At 58.7% G+C, this 16,847-nt stretch carries 13 protein-coding genes and 1 pseudogene; 6 read left to right on the forward strand and 8 right to left on the reverse strand.

Features of this window, described 5'->3' with window-relative positions:
• Positions 1-8: 8 nt before the first annotated feature.
• The 3 genes from ACYU8T_RS16215 to ACYU8T_RS16225 all read right to left on the reverse strand — a co-directional run bounded on the left by ACYU8T_RS16215 (position 9) and on the right by ACYU8T_RS16225 (position 2,953).
• Positions 9-1,307: an SMP-30/gluconolactonase/LRE family protein gene (locus tag ACYU8T_RS16215; RefSeq protein WP_461160290.1), complete on the reverse strand. Its 1,299-nt coding sequence runs from the start codon at positions 1,305-1,307 to the stop codon at positions 9-11.
• Between the two features lie 189 nt (positions 1,308-1,496).
• The gene (locus ACYU8T_RS16220) at positions 1,497-2,327 is read right to left on the reverse strand and encodes a DUF6644 family protein (RefSeq protein ID WP_461160291.1); all 831 of its coding nucleotides are present in this window, start codon (positions 2,325-2,327) and stop codon (positions 1,497-1,499) included.
• Positions 2,324-2,953 carry a DUF6644 family protein gene (locus ACYU8T_RS16225; RefSeq protein WP_461160292.1) on the reverse strand — a complete coding sequence of 210 codons (630 nt, stop codon included), beginning with the start codon at positions 2,951-2,953 and terminating at the stop codon, positions 2,324-2,326. The genes ACYU8T_RS16220 and ACYU8T_RS16225 overlap by 4 nt, the downstream gene beginning before the upstream one ends.
• A 298-nt stretch (positions 2,954-3,251) precedes the next feature.
• Between ACYU8T_RS16225 and ACYU8T_RS16230 the strand changes: the two genes are divergently transcribed.
• Together ACYU8T_RS16230 and ACYU8T_RS16235 are read left to right on the forward strand one after the other, a co-directional pair.
• On the forward strand, positions 3,252-3,689 hold the full coding sequence (locus ACYU8T_RS16230) for a pseudoazurin (RefSeq protein WP_461160293.1): 438 nt from the start codon (positions 3,252-3,254) through the stop codon (positions 3,687-3,689).
• A 402-nt stretch (positions 3,690-4,091) separates the two neighbouring features.
• Positions 4,092-6,596 (forward strand): TonB-dependent receptor, encoded by a 2,505-nt coding sequence (locus ACYU8T_RS16235; protein WP_461160294.1) that lies wholly within the window; start codon positions 4,092-4,094, stop codon positions 6,594-6,596.
• Between the two features lie 102 nt (positions 6,597-6,698).
• Here ACYU8T_RS16235 and ACYU8T_RS16240 read toward each other — a convergent pair whose 3' ends face one another.
• Both ACYU8T_RS16240 and ACYU8T_RS16245 read right to left on the reverse strand, forming a co-directional pair.
• Complete coding sequence (locus ACYU8T_RS16240) at positions 6,699-9,227, reverse strand: beta-glucosidase family protein (RefSeq protein WP_461160295.1); 2,529 nt, start codon at positions 9,225-9,227, stop codon at positions 6,699-6,701.
• Between the two features lie 549 nt (positions 9,228-9,776).
• On the reverse strand, positions 9,777-10,550 hold the full coding sequence (locus tag ACYU8T_RS16245) for a Crp/Fnr family transcriptional regulator (protein WP_461160296.1): 774 nt from the start codon (positions 10,548-10,550) through the stop codon (positions 9,777-9,779).
• 776 nt (positions 10,551-11,326) lie between these two features.
• On the opposite strand from ACYU8T_RS16245, the gene phbB reads away from it, so the two are divergent.
• Together phbB and ACYU8T_RS16255 are read left to right on the forward strand one after the other, a co-directional pair.
• The gene (gene phbB / locus ACYU8T_RS16250) at positions 11,327-12,049 is read left to right on the forward strand and encodes an acetoacetyl-CoA reductase (protein ID WP_461160297.1); all 723 of its coding nucleotides are present in this window, start codon (positions 11,327-11,329) and stop codon (positions 12,047-12,049) included.
• Positions 12,050-12,225: 176 nt separating this feature from the next.
• Positions 12,226-12,413, forward strand: a pseudogene (locus tag ACYU8T_RS16255) (IS3 family transposase); the annotation flags it as partial.
• Positions 12,414-12,731: 318 nt separating this feature from the next.
• Here the strand turns inward: ACYU8T_RS16255 and ACYU8T_RS16260 are convergent.
• From ACYU8T_RS16260 to ACYU8T_RS16270, 3 genes are read right to left on the reverse strand one after another with little or no spacing between them, the layout of a single operon-like run.
• A complete protein-coding gene (locus tag ACYU8T_RS16260) occupies positions 12,732-12,920 on the reverse strand; it encodes a hypothetical protein (RefSeq protein WP_461160298.1) in 189 nt (62 codons plus the stop codon).
• A gap of 6 nt (positions 12,921-12,926) precedes the next feature.
• On the reverse strand, positions 12,927-13,124 hold the full coding sequence (locus ACYU8T_RS16265) for a DUF3606 domain-containing protein (protein ID WP_461160299.1): 198 nt from the start codon (positions 13,122-13,124) through the stop codon (positions 12,927-12,929).
• 31 nt (positions 13,125-13,155) lie between these two features.
• Positions 13,156-13,653, reverse strand: coding sequence for a DUF4142 domain-containing protein (locus ACYU8T_RS16270; RefSeq protein WP_461160300.1), 498 nt, complete (start codon positions 13,651-13,653; stop codon positions 13,156-13,158).
• 207 nt (positions 13,654-13,860) lie between these two features.
• Between ACYU8T_RS16270 and ACYU8T_RS16275 the strand changes: the two genes are divergently transcribed.
• Together ACYU8T_RS16275 and ACYU8T_RS16280 are read left to right on the forward strand one after the other, a co-directional pair.
• Positions 13,861-16,026 carry a catalase gene (locus tag ACYU8T_RS16275; protein ID WP_461160301.1) on the forward strand — a complete coding sequence of 722 codons (2,166 nt, stop codon included), beginning with the start codon at positions 13,861-13,863 and terminating at the stop codon, positions 16,024-16,026.
• Positions 16,027-16,166: 140 nt separating this feature from the next.
• Positions 16,167-16,805, forward strand: a complete 639-nt coding sequence (locus ACYU8T_RS16280; RefSeq protein WP_097093023.1) for a Crp/Fnr family transcriptional regulator — start codon at positions 16,167-16,169, stop codon at positions 16,803-16,805.
• Positions 16,806-16,847: the final 42 nt, after the last annotated feature.

Consider the following 16,847-nt stretch of genomic DNA (forward strand, 5'->3'; position numbering starts at 1 on the left):
GCGGGCGCCTATTTACCCGGGCGATCGACCCCATGGGTCAGGGTGGCGATGCGATAGACCGCGCCGCGACCCACGACATAGAGTTGTGAGCGATCCTTGCCGCCAAAGGCCAGGTTCTGCGGCGCGCGGGGCAGGGAGATGATACCAAGCGCTGAGCCATCGGGGCCGAACACCTGCACACCTGCGCTGGTCGCGACATAGACGCGGCCGTCCGTATCCACGGTGATGCCGTCCGCGCCGCTGCTCGGGCCGTTCGGCGTGTCTTTGAACCCGGCGAGCTTGGCGAAGTCGCGCCGATTGGACACGCTACCATCGGCGGCAACGCTATAGGCGATCAGCGCTTCGCCAGCGGTGTTGGCGACATAGAGCGTCTTTTCATCGGGACTGAGCGCGACGCCATTAGGGCGACGAATATCATCCGCAATCAGCGATACCTTGCCATGCCTGTCGAGCCGGTAGAGGCCGGTCTTTGCAGGCGCTGCGCCGGGTTGAGGCGCCGCGCCCGGATCGGTGAAATAGATATTGCCGCTGCGCGCGACGGCGAGATCATTGGGCCGGTTGAAGGGCTTTCCCGCATAGGCGGTGGCGAGCGGCTTGGCCTTGGGCTGGAGCACGGCGATGGCGGAGGGAGCGGTTTGCACCGCCAGCAAATCGCCTGCGGCGTTCACCGCTAGCGCATTGGCCGATCCGGTCTTTTCCAGATAGGTCGATACGCTGTTGTCCGGCGCGATCCGCACGATCCGGTCCGCTCGATTTTCCGTGAAGAGGAGCGAGCCGTCCTTCAACAGGACTGGCCCCTCGGTGCCTTCGAAACCTTCCCGGACCACATCGACGCGGGTGTCCGCCGCCAACACATTAGGGATGGCCAGGGCCACCACCTTCTTACCCGAAAGGAAGCCGCCCTGCGCGGCATAATCCTCCACGCCCACAGCGCCAGCGACGTTAAAGCCCGCCTGCGTCAGCAGCGCCGCTGCCTTCTTCGCACGCCCAGCATGGTTGGATACCGTAACCAGTTGACGATTGCGCGGAATGAAAGAGCTTAAGCGGCCAAGTTCCGAGAGCTGAATATTAAGGTAGACGGGCAAGCCTCCAATGGCGCTGATTTCATCGGCGCGCCGTACGTCGATGAAAAGGACCTTGTCCGGCTGGGTCAGCAGCGCATCCACTTTCGCGCGGTCGAGCAGGGCGACGCCGTCCTGCGCTGCTACAGACTGTGGCGCCGATTGAGCAGTCGCTGCTCCGCTAACTGAAAGCAGAGATGCCGAAGTGCAAAAGAGGATGCCCCGAATGCGCGAAATCAAGATCATTTAGTGCCCCTAGATTTATTATGGACGTTGCGCTGCGATAGGGGTGAGGATGATTGGTAAGAACCAACTTGTCGTTCTACCTTTATGACGGAATTGGAATTAGACGGAATATATTCACAGGAACGACGAGAAAGGCGGCTGCATTGACATGCCCCGCCTTAAAGCTCGATCAGGATTCTTGAAGTGCTGTCAGCTAAAGCCGATCCACCTGCCTGCCGCCGCAACCGTGACCCAGGCCAGGGTGGAGGCAAATGCGAGCAGCTTCAGCGCAACGTCGGTGCGGTCAGTTCCGGCTTTGATATCGCGAACGCCGGATCCCAACGCCGGGAGTACCGTCGCGGCGAGTACCGCGCCGCCGAGCCAACCGGATGCGAACTGGTCGTTTCCTCCGGGCGATAAACCGTCAAGTGCGAAGAACCATGCGCTGAATGCCACAACGAACAGGCCGATGATGGCCGGGCGGCGGCGCGGCTGGCTGGCCGCCGCCAATATGCCCGCGCCTGCCAGGCCGATCAGCATGGCTCCCGAATTCAGACCCTCGGTGCTGGCGAACAGCAGCAGGCTGCCACCCCAAAGGACGAGGGCAAAGGCGAGAATGGCGTTTTCCCGGACCGCAAGGCGCCCGGTTCGCACCTGGCGCAGCACAACATGGCTGAGCAGGATCGCCGCGAGCAGCGCCACCATCTTAATGAAGAAGGCGCCGCTCGGCAGCAGTGTTCGCGTCATCGTGGTCGCCATGGCAACCCCTGTGCCGGTCGTGCCGACAACGCCCGCGACATACCAGGGATGCAGTGCGCGCTCGACGTCGCGGCTGCTTGTGTCCGGTAGGATCAGCCCCATGAGCCGCAAGTTAAGGCCCAGCACGGCGCCGCCCAATATGGCAAGGAACAGTAGATGCGCCGTTTCGACGACCGCGAAGATCCAAGCAATTTCATTTACCGCACGGATGAAGGGAATATCGGCTACTGCTTCCGCCGCAGGCTGGATCGAGGGGGCAAGGTCACGTAGATTGAGGCTCATCGTGCAAGGTCCGTCTCGATTGAGGCGAGGGTCACGGCACGATCCGAACATTGGGCCGCCGCCGCGACAAAGCCTTGCGCGCTGTCGCATGAAAACCAGTCATAGGCCGCGAACCGCCCTGCCACGATGACGCAGATCCATAATGTCAGTGAAAAGGCGGCCGCGCGGCGCGCATGCGCTGGTGGTCGGGCCTCATTGTCCCACACGGCGCGGTCGGCCTGCACGCGATAATGGAAGTAGAAGATGTTGACCGCCGCAGCGATGAGGAAGATGAACTTCAGCCTGAAGACAACATTGTGATAATAGTCGATCGGATTGGCGAAGAACAATGCGGCTCCAGTCAGCAGCATGACGATGAAGCCGCCGATGGTATAGGGCAGCAGCGTGTCGGTGATCTTCGACACAGGTGTGGTCCGGAAGATCGCCCCGAGCAACCGCAGATCAACGACCAGTATCGATCCGGCAAACAACATCAGTGTTAATACGTGGGTGCCTTCAAGCAGCATCCATAAACGCTCTGACCCCTGAAGCTGAGCACTCCAAGACGTGTCGGAAATGGCATGTCCCGCACCATCGAACGCCGCACCCAGCTTAAACTGAAGATAGGCCAGAAAAGTCGAGAGCATCTTTATTCACCCATCGCCCAATGTTTGCTCAGCCTTACTCGTCCCGAAGCAGTGCAGCTGAAATGATGGACGCATGCACATATGGGCAAAATGCCGGTGCGGCTGTCCCTGACATGCTGGGCAATAGGAAAGTCATCCGCCAAACCGAACGAAGCTTTCGGCATATCCTTATGAAGATTCTTCCTAATGTGCCTACTGGCCGATCCTGGCGGGGGCATGCTAGTGGCGCGGCATGATCGATCGTCTTCCCTCCGCCTATGTTCCACGCAGGTTGCGGCCAACCAGATATGGCGCACACATGGCGCGGCTTCTGGCCGCAGCAGCATTGTTGATGGGGATGGCAAGTGCCGCTGCGGCCAAGGATCATGCCGTCCGCATGCTGAACAGAGGTGCGGACGGTGCCCCGATGGTGTTCGAACCGGCGCTCCTCAAGATTGCGCCCGGTGATACGGTAACTTTCACACCCACGGATGCCGGCCACAACGCCGAACTGGTGCCGTGGCTTGCTCCGTCCGGCGCTGTTCCATTCAAGGGCGCGATTAACCAGAAGCTCGTCGTGCGCTTCACCAAGACCGGTCTGTATGGCTACAAATGCCTGCCCCATGCAGCCATGGGCATGGTCGGCCTGATTCAGGTCGGACTGCCTGTCAACAAAGCCGAAGTTACGAGCGACAGCCGCAAATTGCCGGGCTTAGGCAAAAAACGTATGGCGGAACTGCTCGCGCAAGTAGAATGACATCTTGTACGCCGCTCAGCATGCCGCAAGATTCTCCAGTTCATTCTCAACGATAGCGGGGCGCTCTTTCGCGCGGTCGCTGCCGCCCCACAGGGTCGTGATTTTCCCCCATCTAGCGGGTAAACGTCTCGACAAACAGGTACGCGTGAGGCCAACAACAAGTTTTTGCGCATGACATGGACACATTCCCGCAATGTAGTTGACGTTCTAATCGCCTCTGATAAGCTGTGGCCATAAAAGGTGATCTAGTCAGGATCACATTAGGTAGGGGTGGATACTGTAGTCACGTGCTTGGCGTGGACCAGAAGCACGTGCCTAACGTTTTTCTCTTGCCTGACAAGAAATTGGGGAGGCATGGGATCGGATGTTCCGGTGACCTCTCCGAGTAGCAGGGAGAGGGTCATGCGAATGCATTCAGCTAATCGTATCGTTACGCTCGCGTGCGGAGTTTCCGCGCTCGTCATGCCGGCCGTTGCATTCGCCCAGGCCCAGCAAGCACAGAACTCGATGAGTAACGACAGCTTGATTTCCTCGAGCAATGACATCATCGTTACGGCCACGCGCCGTGAAACTACTATCCAAGACACACCGATGGCGATTGATGTTGTTACTGGCGAGGATGTTCAGAAATTAAATATATTCGATACCAAGGAACTACAGAACCTATCGCCCGGTCTTGAACTCAGCAACACGACTGGGCGCAACAATACCGCTTCATTGCGTGGCATTGCGTTTGATCCCGATGGTGGCACCTCCCCTGCTGTCGAAGTGTTCTATAACGAAATCCCGGTCAATGCGAATACGGTGTTCACGGCGATCTACGACCTTGGCCAGGTAGAAGTGCTGCGCGGCCCGCAAGGGCTGTTCCGTGGGCGCACTTCGCCTGCCGGGGCGCTCCTGTTCGGGACCAAGCGCGCCAACTTCACGGAGGCTGAAGGGTACGCACAGATGACGGGCACCACCCGAGATGCCGTCAACATCCAGGGTGGCGTTTCCGTCCCTTTGATTTCCGACAAGATAGCGGTCCGCATTTCGGGCCTCTACGACAAGAATGCCGTTTCGGGGGTCAGTACGATAACGGGGAGGGGATCGCGCAACCGGACCTATAGCGGTCGCGTTTCGTTGAGCCTGCGGCCGTGGGAGGGCTGGACGACATATATTATGTACCAGCATCTCGATGCTAAGCTGACGCCCTATATCCTAGCGTTCGGACCAGGCAACACGGTAGGCGCGAACAGCACAGGCCCCGCGTTGGCGATCGGCGATCGAAAGTCCGTAATCGAGGGACCCCTCGAGTTCCGCAACAAGTCGGACATCGTCACCGTCAACTCGACCCTGGAACTAGGCGGTGTCGAAGTCGTCGCCAACCTAGGCTATCAGAACACACGCCTGTTCCAACTACGCGATCAGGACATCGGGAACGCCATTCCAAATTTCGCGACCATCCAGGACCTTTACACGTCGTTCAAGAATTACAATGCCGAACTGCGGCTTGAATCCGACAATAGTAGCCGCTTTACTTGGTCGATTGCGGGGGATTTCCATGACAACAGCAATTTCGTACCGCTGCATACCGACCAGCACTCCTTCTCTCCGACCGGCGTAGTCGGACCAACCTGCATTCTTGCGTTGGGCAATGCCTGCTATGAACGTGCATCGGTCGAGCTCACGATCAAGTCGCGTGGATGGGGCCTTGCTGGCACTGTCGGCTACCAGCTGACCGACGCCATCAAGTTCACCGGCGGCATACGTTATAGCAACGACAAGACCGTTCGCGATCAGCTCGCGGTCATCAACCCAATCACCGGAGGCGGATTCCCCGGATTTTTCTTCGGTTCGCCTGCGCCATTCCTGCCGCTCTGCAGCAACTTCGGGCCTGATTCGCCGTTCATACCGGGCGGCTTGGTAAACTTCTACAAGTTCAACTCTGTTGGATCTTCGCCGTTCATCACCGTCGATCCCAACGGTGTTTGCGGCCTTGGGACCTCCTCACATGTCGTGAGCCGCAACAAATTGTGGTCGGGCGGTGCCAATGTGAACTGGGAAATCAACCCTGACGTAAACGCCTATTTCAGCTACGGACGAACGCAACGGCCCGGGCCGCCCGCGGTCGCGGTGACAGCGCAGGTCGGCCAACAATATTTGCAGGCGAAGAACGAAACCGCCGATGGTTTCGAACTCGGCGCCAAGGCCAGTCTTCTCAATCGTCGCATGACTCTCAACGTCGCGCTATTCTATCAGAAGTTCAAAAACTTCCTTAGCTACGAACCGGCGCTGTTCGCGATTGAGCCGACCGGCCGCGTGACCACAATCGCCGTTCCGACCAACGGCAACGCGGACGTCAAGGGCATCGAGATGCAGCTTGGCTACCGGCCGACGAACAATATCGATCTGGGCGTGAACGCCGCCTATGCCAAGTCAAAATATACCAGCCCGGTATTCTGCAACATCGTCGATGCGAACGGAAATCCGGTACTACCGGCCGCTCCGGCAGACATCACCAGCGGTCTTCCACAAACCGCCACCTGCCTTGGACGTCCTCTGTCGGACTCTCCTGAGTTTACTGCGACTCTAAATGGAGAAATTCGTTTCCCGGTAGGTGCGCAAGTGATGCCATTCATCCGTGGCAATGCGAACATTCGCCCTGCCTTCACGTCGGAGCGGTCGAACTACCGCTATCCAACCGACATTCGGCTCGATCTGTTCGTTGGGGTGCGCAGTGAGGACGACCGTTGGGAGCTGACCGCTTTCGTCAAGAACCTGCTCGACCAAGACCGGCTCCGCTCGGTAAGCCCAAGCACTTTCCGCCTGCAATCTACAGCCGGCACTTTCATCGACTCAGGTTATCGCACCGCCTCGATCAATGCGCCGCGTGAGTTTGGCGTCAGCGGACGCTTTAGCTTCTGACCTGAGTGCCATATTCGACGCGCGCCCGGGCCCACTTACGGCTGCCTGGGCGCGCCGATCCTTCCTGTCACCAGCCAAGCCGTGATGAGCGCTGTCCGTATGTCACTTTCGGTAGCTGAATCGTCCAGCCAGCATGAGATCGATCGGCGATGATGACTTACCCAGCCACAAGGCAAATTGTCCTTCAGGGACAACCCATTTGTGTTCCGTTTCACGCCACACACTTAGCGGGTGATTGCTGGCGGCGGGATCTATAATGATCTCTACCTCCTTGCGTTCGCCCGGTTTGAGCTCCACGCGTTCGAACCCTACCAGGCGCTTGGGCGGTTGGGGTGCTCCGGCTGCGTCAGCGCTGCGCGGAAGAGCAAGATAGGCCTGAACCACTTCGGCGCCCGCCATCTTGCCGGTGTTCGCGACAACGGCTTTGGCACGATAAAGTTTTGCTGTTGGATCATAAGCCACCGTCATGTTCGACATGGCGAAACTGGTGTAGGAAAGTCCGTGGCCGAAGGGGAAGGCCACGCACGGGTTGCGGCCCTTCACCAGTTTGCAATTGCCACTCACATTGGCATCATACCAGCGATAGCCGATGTTCAGGCGCTCGGCATAGCGCACCGTCTGCTTCTTCGTTGCCTCGTCATAGAGGCCGGGAAACTGTTCGGCGCTCACATTGTCCAGAAAGCCCTTGCCCACATAGGGGAAGGTGACTGGCAGCTTGCCGGAAGGATTCTTGACCCCGAACAGCAGTTCGGCGACGATATTTCCGTCTTCCTGACCCGGGAACCAGCTTTCCAATATGGCCGGACCGCGGGGACCTACCAGATGGGGGTCCATCGCGACGCCCGCATTGTCCTTGAGCACCAGCGCAGTCTTGCGGTTCATGCTGACCCCCGTGCGGGAGGGCGCCGCGAGCAGCGCCCTTATCATCTCGACAGTCTGGCTGTTCCGCGCCGCATTCCTTCCGTTGGTGAGAGCGATGACATTGGATCGCGGCGCATACCAATCCAGATTGTCGCCTGCTGCCGCAAATCCGGCCAACTGACGCCCGCTTGCGCCAGCGAAGGTCGCCCGGTCGGCGCCTTCCTCGGAGATGGTGCCCGCCATGATGATGACGGCATCAGCCGCCCCCGCCTGCGCGGTCACATCGGCAAAACTAACCCGCGCGCCATCGATGGTCGCAGATATGTTCCCATCATCGACCAGTGCGAGTTTTACCGCAGCACCCGAATTACCCAGCGACTTCAGCACATTGCGCAGGCCTTCCACCGGCGTCACCGTGTAATGCGGCACCACGTCGGAACTGCCGCCGCCGGATCCCATCGGCTCGCCTGGAAGTGACCCACCCGCCACGGCCTGCTGCGCGTAGACCTGGGAGCCCTTGCCGATCACCATGACGGATTGGACATCCCGGCGGAAGGGAAGCGCGCCTCCATTCTGAAGCAGCACTGCCGCGCGCGTGCCGATGTCGCGGGCCTTGCGCCCATTCTCCTCGACTGCCATCGGCGTCTGCACCAGCGGACGTTCGAAAATCCCGGCCTTGAACATCTGGGTGTAGCGCCGCTCCAGTGCGGTATTGATGTCGGCGGCCGTGATCTCACCCTTCGACAAGGCGCTGCCCAGCTTATCGACTGACCAGAAAAGCGGCGTCGGCATCTCATTGTCCAACCCGGCTTTCAACGTCGCAGCCGTGCTCTTCATCGCGAAGAAATCCGATTGCACATAGCCGGTGAACCCCCATTCGCGGCGCAGCACGCCCGTCAGTATATCTTCATTCTCACAGGAGGATTTGCCGTTCACATAATTATAGGCGCACATGACAGCGGCGGCACCTCCATCCTTCACACCCATTTCAAAAGGGAGCAGGTAGATCTCACGCAGCGTTTGCTGGTCCACCGTTTCCTGGATGGACATGCGGTTGGTTTCTTGTTCGTTGGCGACAAAATGCTTGAGCATGGCGATCAGCCCGTTTGACTGAACCGCTTTTGTCTCCGCCACGGCCATGACGCCGCTCAGATAAGGATCTTCGCCGAAATATTCGAAATTGCGGCCTAGAATTGGGAGACGGGCCAAGTTGACGCCGGGTGCTTCGAATACATGCAAGCCAAGGCTGTGCATTTCATTGGCGATGATTTCGCCATAGGCGCTCGCCACATCGGGATCGAAGGAGGCCGCGATCCCCATGGCAGAGGGAAGCGCGGTCGCCTTGGCCGAGCTGGGATGTGTGTAAGCCAGGCCCGCGGCCTTGGCGGCGCTGCCTGCCTTGGCCACCAGCTGCGCATCGACGCAATCATTCTGACCCAGGCCTACCGGCCCGTTTGTGACCCGAAACGTGGGAATCCCCAGCGCAGCAATCCCGCTAATATGCCGACCGCCGAAACATTGGGGGAGTTCAGGCAGGATTTCAGGCGGGCTGCCTGTCAATTGCTGCATTTTCTGTGGGAGGCTCATCGCCTTCAACAGCAATTGCGCACGCTGCCGGGCTACCGCCTCGCGCTGGTCAGCTTCGGACGCGCCGTCCTGACGCGCAATGATGTCTGGCGACATCCACGGCAGTGTCGCCGCGCGCGGCGTGTCGGCGAGGGACGCAGCAGGGGAGATAGCTCCGAGCAGCACCCAGGATCCCCAGCCCAAGGCTAAGGCCAAGCTTCTTCTGCTTGTCTTGATCATGATATCTCCCTTAGTTCTTCGGCTGATGCTGTTGTTAAAAACGTAATTCCGGCCTGTTGCGATGCGGTCAGTAGCGTCAGCTGCCACTTCTAGCATCAGTAAACCGGCTGACTGCAATGGCCAATATTGAGGCGATCGCGCACTGCTTGTTCGTTGGGCGGCGGCGCAAGTACAAGTTAGCGCCGATGCTCCTACGCAAAGCGATGATCGCTGGCTTGCGGCTATGTCAGTGAGCAGCCGGTGTGCTCCCGACGATCGCGCTTGGCTTTCGCGATGGTCGAGGTGCGGCAATCTACATAGTTAGCAATTCTGACGAGTCGCGTCATCTTGCCGCAGATTTCGGTACTAAGGCTGTTCGCAACATGATCGATAAAGGCCGTGAATGATCAATCATCGACCGAATAGCTGACCGTTTGAACCTTAGGAATGAAAATCTGGCGCTCAGCGGCAAAGAAGAGTCGACATCCCAATCGCAGTTACTCTCGCGCTGCACGCTTTCAGACTTGACCCATTTCAATGTCGCGATGCAGTGGCGTTTGGAACCTGAGATGCTCGATCCGAACATGTCGGTCGTTCAATATTCATGATCTCGTCATATCGGCGTTCCGCTACCCCGTAGAAGGGGCCGCAGTAATTCTCCAGCCCCTGTCTATCCCGGATCGTCACCAGACCGCGCTGGGCCCTGATCCAACCATGGCCTTCCAGTCCATGAATGGCATGGGTGACGCTTGCCCGCCGAACGCCTAGCATCAGGGACATATTTTCATGCGTGAGTGGCAAGTCCTCCAAACCTACCCGATCATGGTACATCAACAGCTTCCGTGCTAGGCGGATCTGTACATTGGCGCGAACGCTGGCGCTGATTGTCAGGCTCATTTGGGCGATCTGCGTCTGCACGTAGCGAAGCAGATAGGCATGAAGCTTAGTATTGGATCGGGTTGCCTGTGAGAGCTTAGGCCGGACTATTGCCAGAGCGTGGCCAGCAACCTGGACGTAGCTGTCGCGCTGGGGAAAGAGGTCGGTCACGAGAGAGCTGGCTCCGATCATTCCTTCCAGGCCTATCAGCCCCACCTCAATTGGATTTCGCAGATCGCCTGTTTCCAGCAAGGAGACGATGCCCGACTCAATGAAATAGACCTTTTCCGACCGGCGGCCGGTGCGCTCCAAATATGTACGGGCAGGTAGCTCTTCCTCGTGCAGATCAGGCCAGAGAGTTTGTCGGTCCTGGGGCGTCATTCCTGCGAGCAGCAGGTTATTGCATTTCGCAGCGCTCGCCTTGCCATGCATGTCGCTGAGCCCCTCCTGTGGCGGTGGCGCCCGTCGAATTCTCGGCGGTCTCTTATCAACTTTTTGAAGCGCTCAAATTGCTCGATCGTTCCCTTTTTTCGTACGAGTTGGGAGGAGTAAAAGGGGTAACTCGCTGGGGGTGGCAGCAGTTATCAGTGTACGCTTCCGTACAAACTTTTCGGCTTCCTACGAATCGACCATTTGAGTAAATCCAATACAAGAACAAGCGCAAATGAAGACATGCGGCATAATAATACGAGAACGTTTTATTATGTAGCTGTAAAATTTTGGCAGGCAGGTTCAGATTAGGATGAGGATTAGCTGTCTTGACCACCAGAATGGTGAGAGGTTCGAAATCTCTTAAGAAAAAGACTAATGATTTAGCTGCGCCACATCCATCCTGGTTTAATCCTGATTATAGTACCCAAAACCATGGGCTAACGCCCTTGACAGCTAAATCGCTTCAGGAGCGATTTTGGGCTGCAGCAGATAGTGTCGAGTAGGGAATTCAAAGCCCACCTGGAAGCGTCACATTCGGTCAGCCATCAGCCTGATCAGGTGATGCGGCGGCTTTTAGCATTCACGATCTTTCAGAGGCGACCCGGGAATCCTCTTCGGAGGATTCCTCACTCGGGCCGGCAACTTGCCGGCCCGGTTTTTTGCCGCCGTCAAAATACACGCCACGCCTCAGGTGGCCGATTAGGCGGCCGAAGCCGCCGAACCCGCGCAATTGCGTCAGACGCCGCGCCCCCATCCAGTAGTAGGAGCCATATGCGATGAACAAAGTAGCGATCGTAACCGGAGGTACTCGCGGGTTTGGTGGGGCAATCAGTGAAGCTCTGAATGAGATGGGCTATACCGTTGCCGCTAATTATGCTGGCAATGAGGAGAGAGCTAAGGCCTTTTCAGATCGGACAGGCATCATAAGCTTCAAAAGGGACGTGGGCGACCATCAGGCGTGTATGGATGGCTGTGCCCGCGTCAGCGAGGCTCTGGGCCCCGTGGACATTGTTGTGAACAACGCCGGGATCACGCGGGATGGGGTGTTGTTCAAGATGAGCTTCGATGACTGGAATGAGGTCATGCGGATCAACCTTGGCGGTTGCTTTAACATGGCCAAGGCGGCCTTCGGCGGCATGCGCGAACGCGGATGGGGCCGCATCGTTAACATCGGTTCGGTAAACGGGCAGTCAGGTCAATATGGTCAGGTGAACTATGCAGCAGCGAAATCAGGGATCCACGGTTTTACCAAGGCGCTAGCTCAGGAGGGTGCAAAATATGGTGTGACCGTAAACGCCATCGCACCCGGATACATCGATACCGATATGGTAGCAGCCGTGCCTCCAATGGTACTGGACAAGATCGTCGCGAAGATCCCCGTCGGGCGGCTAGGTCAGGCAGAGGAGATCGCTCGTGGTGTCGCTTTCCTTTGCAGTGACGATGCTGCATTCATCACTGGGAGCACACTTTCGATAAATGGCGGTCAGCATATGTACTGATCGGCATGAGAAGCGTCGCAGCCTATAATCAGGGTGAGGTGCAGCCTGAGGTCTGGAGCGTTCCGGGCTGATCCTGCTCCACATGCTTAGCCCTGAGTTCAACCTTTTGTTCATCCCGGCGCATCTAGCGCAAGCAGGTCCTGTTCTTCAAGGTTGCGCGCGTGTTCGCCAAGGCCTTCATGGTCCACGGTCGGCGCAAGATATGGCGACAGATGATGCGGGAGGGCGTGTCCATCGCCCGCTGTACGATCGCTCGGCTGATGCACGAGATGGCTTGGCAGGAGCGACCCAGGGCAAGCCAGTGCGCACCACGACCAGCGACAAGGTGGCGCCGTGCCCGCTCGATCACATCAACCGCCAATACGCGCCCGTCAATGGGTTGATACGTTCGACCAATGCCAGTTGCTGGAGCCATCGGCAACATCCCCCTGCTGAAGCCGAAGATCAATATATGCTGCCGCGGACCAACATCGACACGGCAGCGCGACTTGCAACCGAACGTCTCCGGCAAACCCGGTCGTTCAGTCGGGCATAGGACGAAGCCAGCGGTACAGCTGTTGCTCGTCTTCTGGTGAGCAACGTTGGACCGAAGCCTCGCGATCTCTGCTTACCGATGGTTACCAAGCGAAGCGTAAGGAGCCGACGATCAGGCACAGATTATGGCCGAACCGGGAGCACTGCCTCAATAGTTGGACTGACCCTGATAATTGCCCGCGACATTGTTGCCGGCTTCCTGGTTATCCTGCAATTCCTCCCCATGCCACACGTTACGGCCGATGAAGAGGATCGCGATGATCACGGCGATGACCAATATGATCAGCGCCGCCGCCCGTCCTGCTTTGGGTGGAGGCGGCGGGTCGATGCGGTTCATGATCGGTTACCGGTGACGGTCTATATAATCTGCCACCGCGTTGACGCTGTGGCCAACCTGTTCCACCGCTTCCTCCAGCTGTTGCCGGGAGGTCCGGAAACGTTGCGACCAATATTGCACCTCAAGGTCTTCCTTCAGCGACACATGCTTCAGGTCGCGAGGAACCGGCGGGCTCCTGTTTTCGGCTGTGGCTTGGACGTCCATCATGGGCATGGCGATCGATTTCCCGAAAGGATCAATGTGCGTGCATCGCCTTGCCGTCGAGCATTTCGATATGATGCTGGACGACGGGCACGATCTGCTTGGCGGCGGCTTTGAGAGGCGCGGCCGATCCGCTGGCGGCATAGCTTTGATGCAGTTGCAGCGCGGCGCCATGGGCGGCTTTCTGCTGCTGCCAATATAGCTGGTCGCGCGCCGTGCCCGTCGCCCTGGTGAGGGACGCGACCTTGGCGCGTTGATCGGTGGTCAGTTGCGGCGGACCTGCCTTGACGCCCGACCTGGCTGCTGCCGCCTTCACCATGCCCGTGCTCTTGGCATGGTCTCGCACCATCATCGTGGCGAATGACCGCACCTTGGCATCCCGTGTGGTGCGAAGGACCAGCTTGCTCGATGTCTGCTCGAACAGGTCACTCGCTCCTGCTGCGGCCACATAGGCCGAAGGCGTCTGCGCAACGGCGGCGGCTGGCAAGGCTGCGAATAGTGCAGCGATCATCAGCGTTGTTCTTGATGTCATGGGCTACTCCTCTCGCGGGTTAGAGCGAGCGCCGGGGGATCATGTTCCAGAAGCGCCGGGGAAAGTTGCTAACCTGCATTATGCGGCGCGGAATTCATCGCGGTCGTTCCGGAGGCAGCAGGAACAACGTGGCTTCTGGTGGGTCTGGGGCAGGGAGCGGGGAGGACCTTCCCCAAGCTGCAACCATCTGCATCAGGAGAGTGCCGCATGGCCCGGAAGATCGGTGAGGATAAGGGCGCCAAGAGCGCCGCGCGCGAATTCGAGACGAAGACAGGGGCAGGTGGTGAACTGCATCAGATTGCGGGATCATCGGGCGATGTCCTGACGACGCAGCAGGGCGTTCCGGTGGCTGACGACCAGAACAGCCTCAGGGTAGGGGAGCGCGGCCCGACGCTTCTTGAGGATTTTCACTTCCGCGAAAAGATATTCCATTTCGATCATGAGCGCATTCCCGAGCGCGTCGTCCACGCACGCGGCTTCGGCGTCCATGGCAGCTTCACGCTCAACGAAAGCCTGGAGGAGTTCACCTCCGCCAAGGTGCTGACCGAAGTCGGCGCGAAAACGCCGATGTTCGTCCGTTTTTCGACCGTGGTCGGCAACAAGGGCTCCTTCGACCTTGCCCGCGACGTGCGCGGTTTTGCCGCCAAATTCTATACCAAGGAAGGCAATTGGGACATTGTCGCCAACAATATCCCCGTCTTCTTCATCCAGGACGCGACCAAATTTCCTGACCTGGTCCATGCCGCCAAGCAGACGCCCGATCGGGGATTTCCGCAGGCGCAGACGGCGCATGACAATTTCTGGGACTTCATCACCCTGACGCCTGAATCGATGCACATGATCATGTGGACGATGTCGGACCGGGCCATTCCACGCTCCTTCCGCTTCATGGAAGGGTTCGGCGTCCACAGCTTCCGCTTGATCAATGCGGAAGGGAAGGGGACCTTCGTCAAGTTCCACTTCAAACCCAAGCAGGGCCTGCAATCGGTGCTGTGGAACGAAGCGTTGAAGATCAACGGCGCCGACCCGGATTTCCATCGCCGCGACCTGTGGGACGCGATCGACCTCGGCAATCCGCCTGAATGGGACCTGGGTGTCCAGATTTTCGACGATGATTTCGCCGAAGCGTTCGAGTTCGACGTGCTCGACGCGACGAAGATCATCCCCGAGGAACAGATCCCTGTCCGTCGCATCGGCAGCTTCGTCCTTGATGGACAGGTCGACAATTTCTTCGCGGAAACGGAACAGGTCGCCTTCTGCACGCAAAATGTCGTGCCGGGGATCGGCTTTTCCAACGATCCGCTGCTTCAGGGACGCAATTTCTCCTATCTCGATACGCAATTGAAGCGGCTGGGTTCGCCCAACTTCACCCATATCCCGATCAATCAGCCGCGCGGCTGCCCCGTCCATAACTTCCAGCAGGACGGCCATATGGCGATGAACAATCCCAAGGGTCGGGTGAATTACGAGCCCAACAGCTGGGGCGGCCCGCGCGAGTCCCCCGATCGCGGCTACCGCCACTTCGCCGCAGGGGAGGCGGGGCCGAAGCTGCAAATCCGCTCTCCCAGCTTCAACGATCATTACAGCCAGGCGCGCCAGTTCTTCATCAGCCAGACGCCCATCGAACAAAAGCATATCGGCGACGCGCTGGTGTTCGAGTTGTCGAAATGCGAACGCATCGACATCAGGCAGAGGATGGTCGCGCATCTGCGCAACATCGACGAGACGCTCGCGACCGTCGTGGCAAGCGGGCTTGGCCTTGCCGAACTGCCCGATCCCGCTCCTGCCGCCGCCGCGCCGCGTACGGATCTTCCCCCGTCCGACGCGCTCAGCATCGTCAAGAATGGCCCGAAAAGCTTTGCCGGACGAAAGCTTGGCATATTGGTGAGCGATGGCGCTCCTGTCGAACTGGTCAAGGCGCTGACCAAAGAGATAAAGCGCCTTGGCGCGGTGTACGAAATCATCGCACCGAAAACAGCCGGTGCCTTGTTGGACGACGGCACTATCGCCGAAGCCAAGCAGAAGATCGATGGCGGGCCGTCCGTCCTCTACGACGCTGTAGCGCTCATCCTGTCAGCGGAGGGCGCCGCCCAGCTTACCATGGACAAGGCGGCGAAGGACTTCGTCAGCGATGCCCATGCGCATTGCAAGTTCATTGCCTATGTCGATAATGCGCTGCCCCTCATCCAGCGTGCCGGGGTACTCGAGAGTGACATGGATGAAGGCTTTGTGAGGCTTGAGGGAGCCGATGATGTCGAGCCTTTCCTGGCGCTCTGCGGGCAGGTCCGGCTATGGGATCGCGAATTCAAGGTCGATCTCGACGCCGCCGGTTTTCTGGCAGCGCAGGCGGCTGACACGCCACCGTCACCGTGAAGCCGAACTTAATGGTGTGGACGGCTGATCGTTGCTCCACACCATTTCGTCGCAAGAACTTAATGACTCCAACATGGGTAAAGGGTGGCTGACCTATTTAGGCTATGGTTTCGGCGGGGGCTTCGACAGGGGAATCGCCCATGTTAGGCCAAGTTGCGGTTAACGAATCCCATTGCCATTTCCGCCCGCATCAGTTTCTCGCCCGGGAGGATGAGCAACCTGAATCGATTTTCCGTATCGATGAAGGGTGGGCTTGCCGTTACCGCTTGCTGCCTGATGGCCGCCGTCAAATCACCGGGCTCTATTTGCCCGGTGATATCTGCGAGCCGCATTGGGCGCTTGGCAAACGCCCCTCCCAGCCGATCGTCGCCCTCACCAATGTACGTGCGGCGCGACTTTCCTCGACGCCTCAGGGCTCCTTTTCAGCCGAAACGCAGCAAGCTTGTTGGAAAAACCTGGCCGAAGTCATCGAGCGGCAAACCAACTGGCTTGTCACCCTCGGCCGCAAGACCGCGCTGGAACGCTTGGCGCATCTGCTGCTGGAACTGTTCGAACGCATGCGCGCGTCCGGCCTTGCTTATGGCCAGCAATGCGCAATGCCGCTTACGCAGATGGAGATCGCAGACCTCACCGGCCTCACGCCGGTTCACGTCAACCGGACGCTACAGACGATGCGGGCGCGTGGCTTGGTGGAATTGCAATCCAAATGGCTGCGTATTCCTGACCTTGCGTCATTGCGTGACGCTGCGGCGCTTACCCCCAACGAGATGCTGGTGTAGAGCGCGCCGCCTTAATCGGACGGAGTCGCGCGCTCTAGTTTT

This window comes from Sphingobium sp. TomMM35A (assembly GCF_054771735.1).

Excerpts from the sequence above, each read along its gene's own strand:
- ACYU8T_RS16215 (WP_461160290.1), bottom strand. The coding sequence starts at position 1,307 with ATGATCTTGATTTCGCGCATTCGGGGCATCCTCTTTTGCACTTCGGCA.
- ACYU8T_RS16220 (WP_461160291.1), bottom strand. The coding sequence starts at position 2,327 with ATGAGCCTCAATCTACGTGACCTTGCCCCCTCGATCCAGCCTGCGGCG.
- ACYU8T_RS16225 (WP_461160292.1), bottom strand. The coding sequence starts at position 2,953 with ATGCTCTCGACTTTTCTGGCCTATCTTCAGTTTAAGCTGGGTGCGGCG.
- ACYU8T_RS16230 (WP_461160293.1), top strand. The coding sequence starts at position 3,252 with ATGGCGCGGCTTCTGGCCGCAGCAGCATTGTTGATGGGGATGGCAAGT.
- ACYU8T_RS16235 (WP_461160294.1), top strand. The coding sequence starts at position 4,092 with ATGCGAATGCATTCAGCTAATCGTATCGTTACGCTCGCGTGCGGAGTT.
- ACYU8T_RS16245 (WP_461160296.1), bottom strand. The coding sequence starts at position 10,550 with ATGCATGGCAAGGCGAGCGCTGCGAAATGCAATAACCTGCTGCTCGCA.
- phbB (WP_461160297.1), top strand. The coding sequence starts at position 11,327 with ATGAACAAAGTAGCGATCGTAACCGGAGGTACTCGCGGGTTTGGTGGG.
- ACYU8T_RS16260 (WP_461160298.1), bottom strand. The coding sequence starts at position 12,920 with ATGAACCGCATCGACCCGCCGCCTCCACCCAAAGCAGGACGGGCGGCG.
- ACYU8T_RS16265 (WP_461160299.1), bottom strand. The coding sequence starts at position 13,124 with ATGGACGTCCAAGCCACAGCCGAAAACAGGAGCCCGCCGGTTCCTCGC.
- ACYU8T_RS16270 (WP_461160300.1), bottom strand. The coding sequence starts at position 13,653 with ATGACATCAAGAACAACGCTGATGATCGCTGCACTATTCGCAGCCTTG.
- ACYU8T_RS16275 (WP_461160301.1), top strand. The coding sequence starts at position 13,861 with ATGGCCCGGAAGATCGGTGAGGATAAGGGCGCCAAGAGCGCCGCGCGC.
- ACYU8T_RS16280 (WP_097093023.1), top strand. The coding sequence starts at position 16,167 with ATGTTAGGCCAAGTTGCGGTTAACGAATCCCATTGCCATTTCCGCCCG.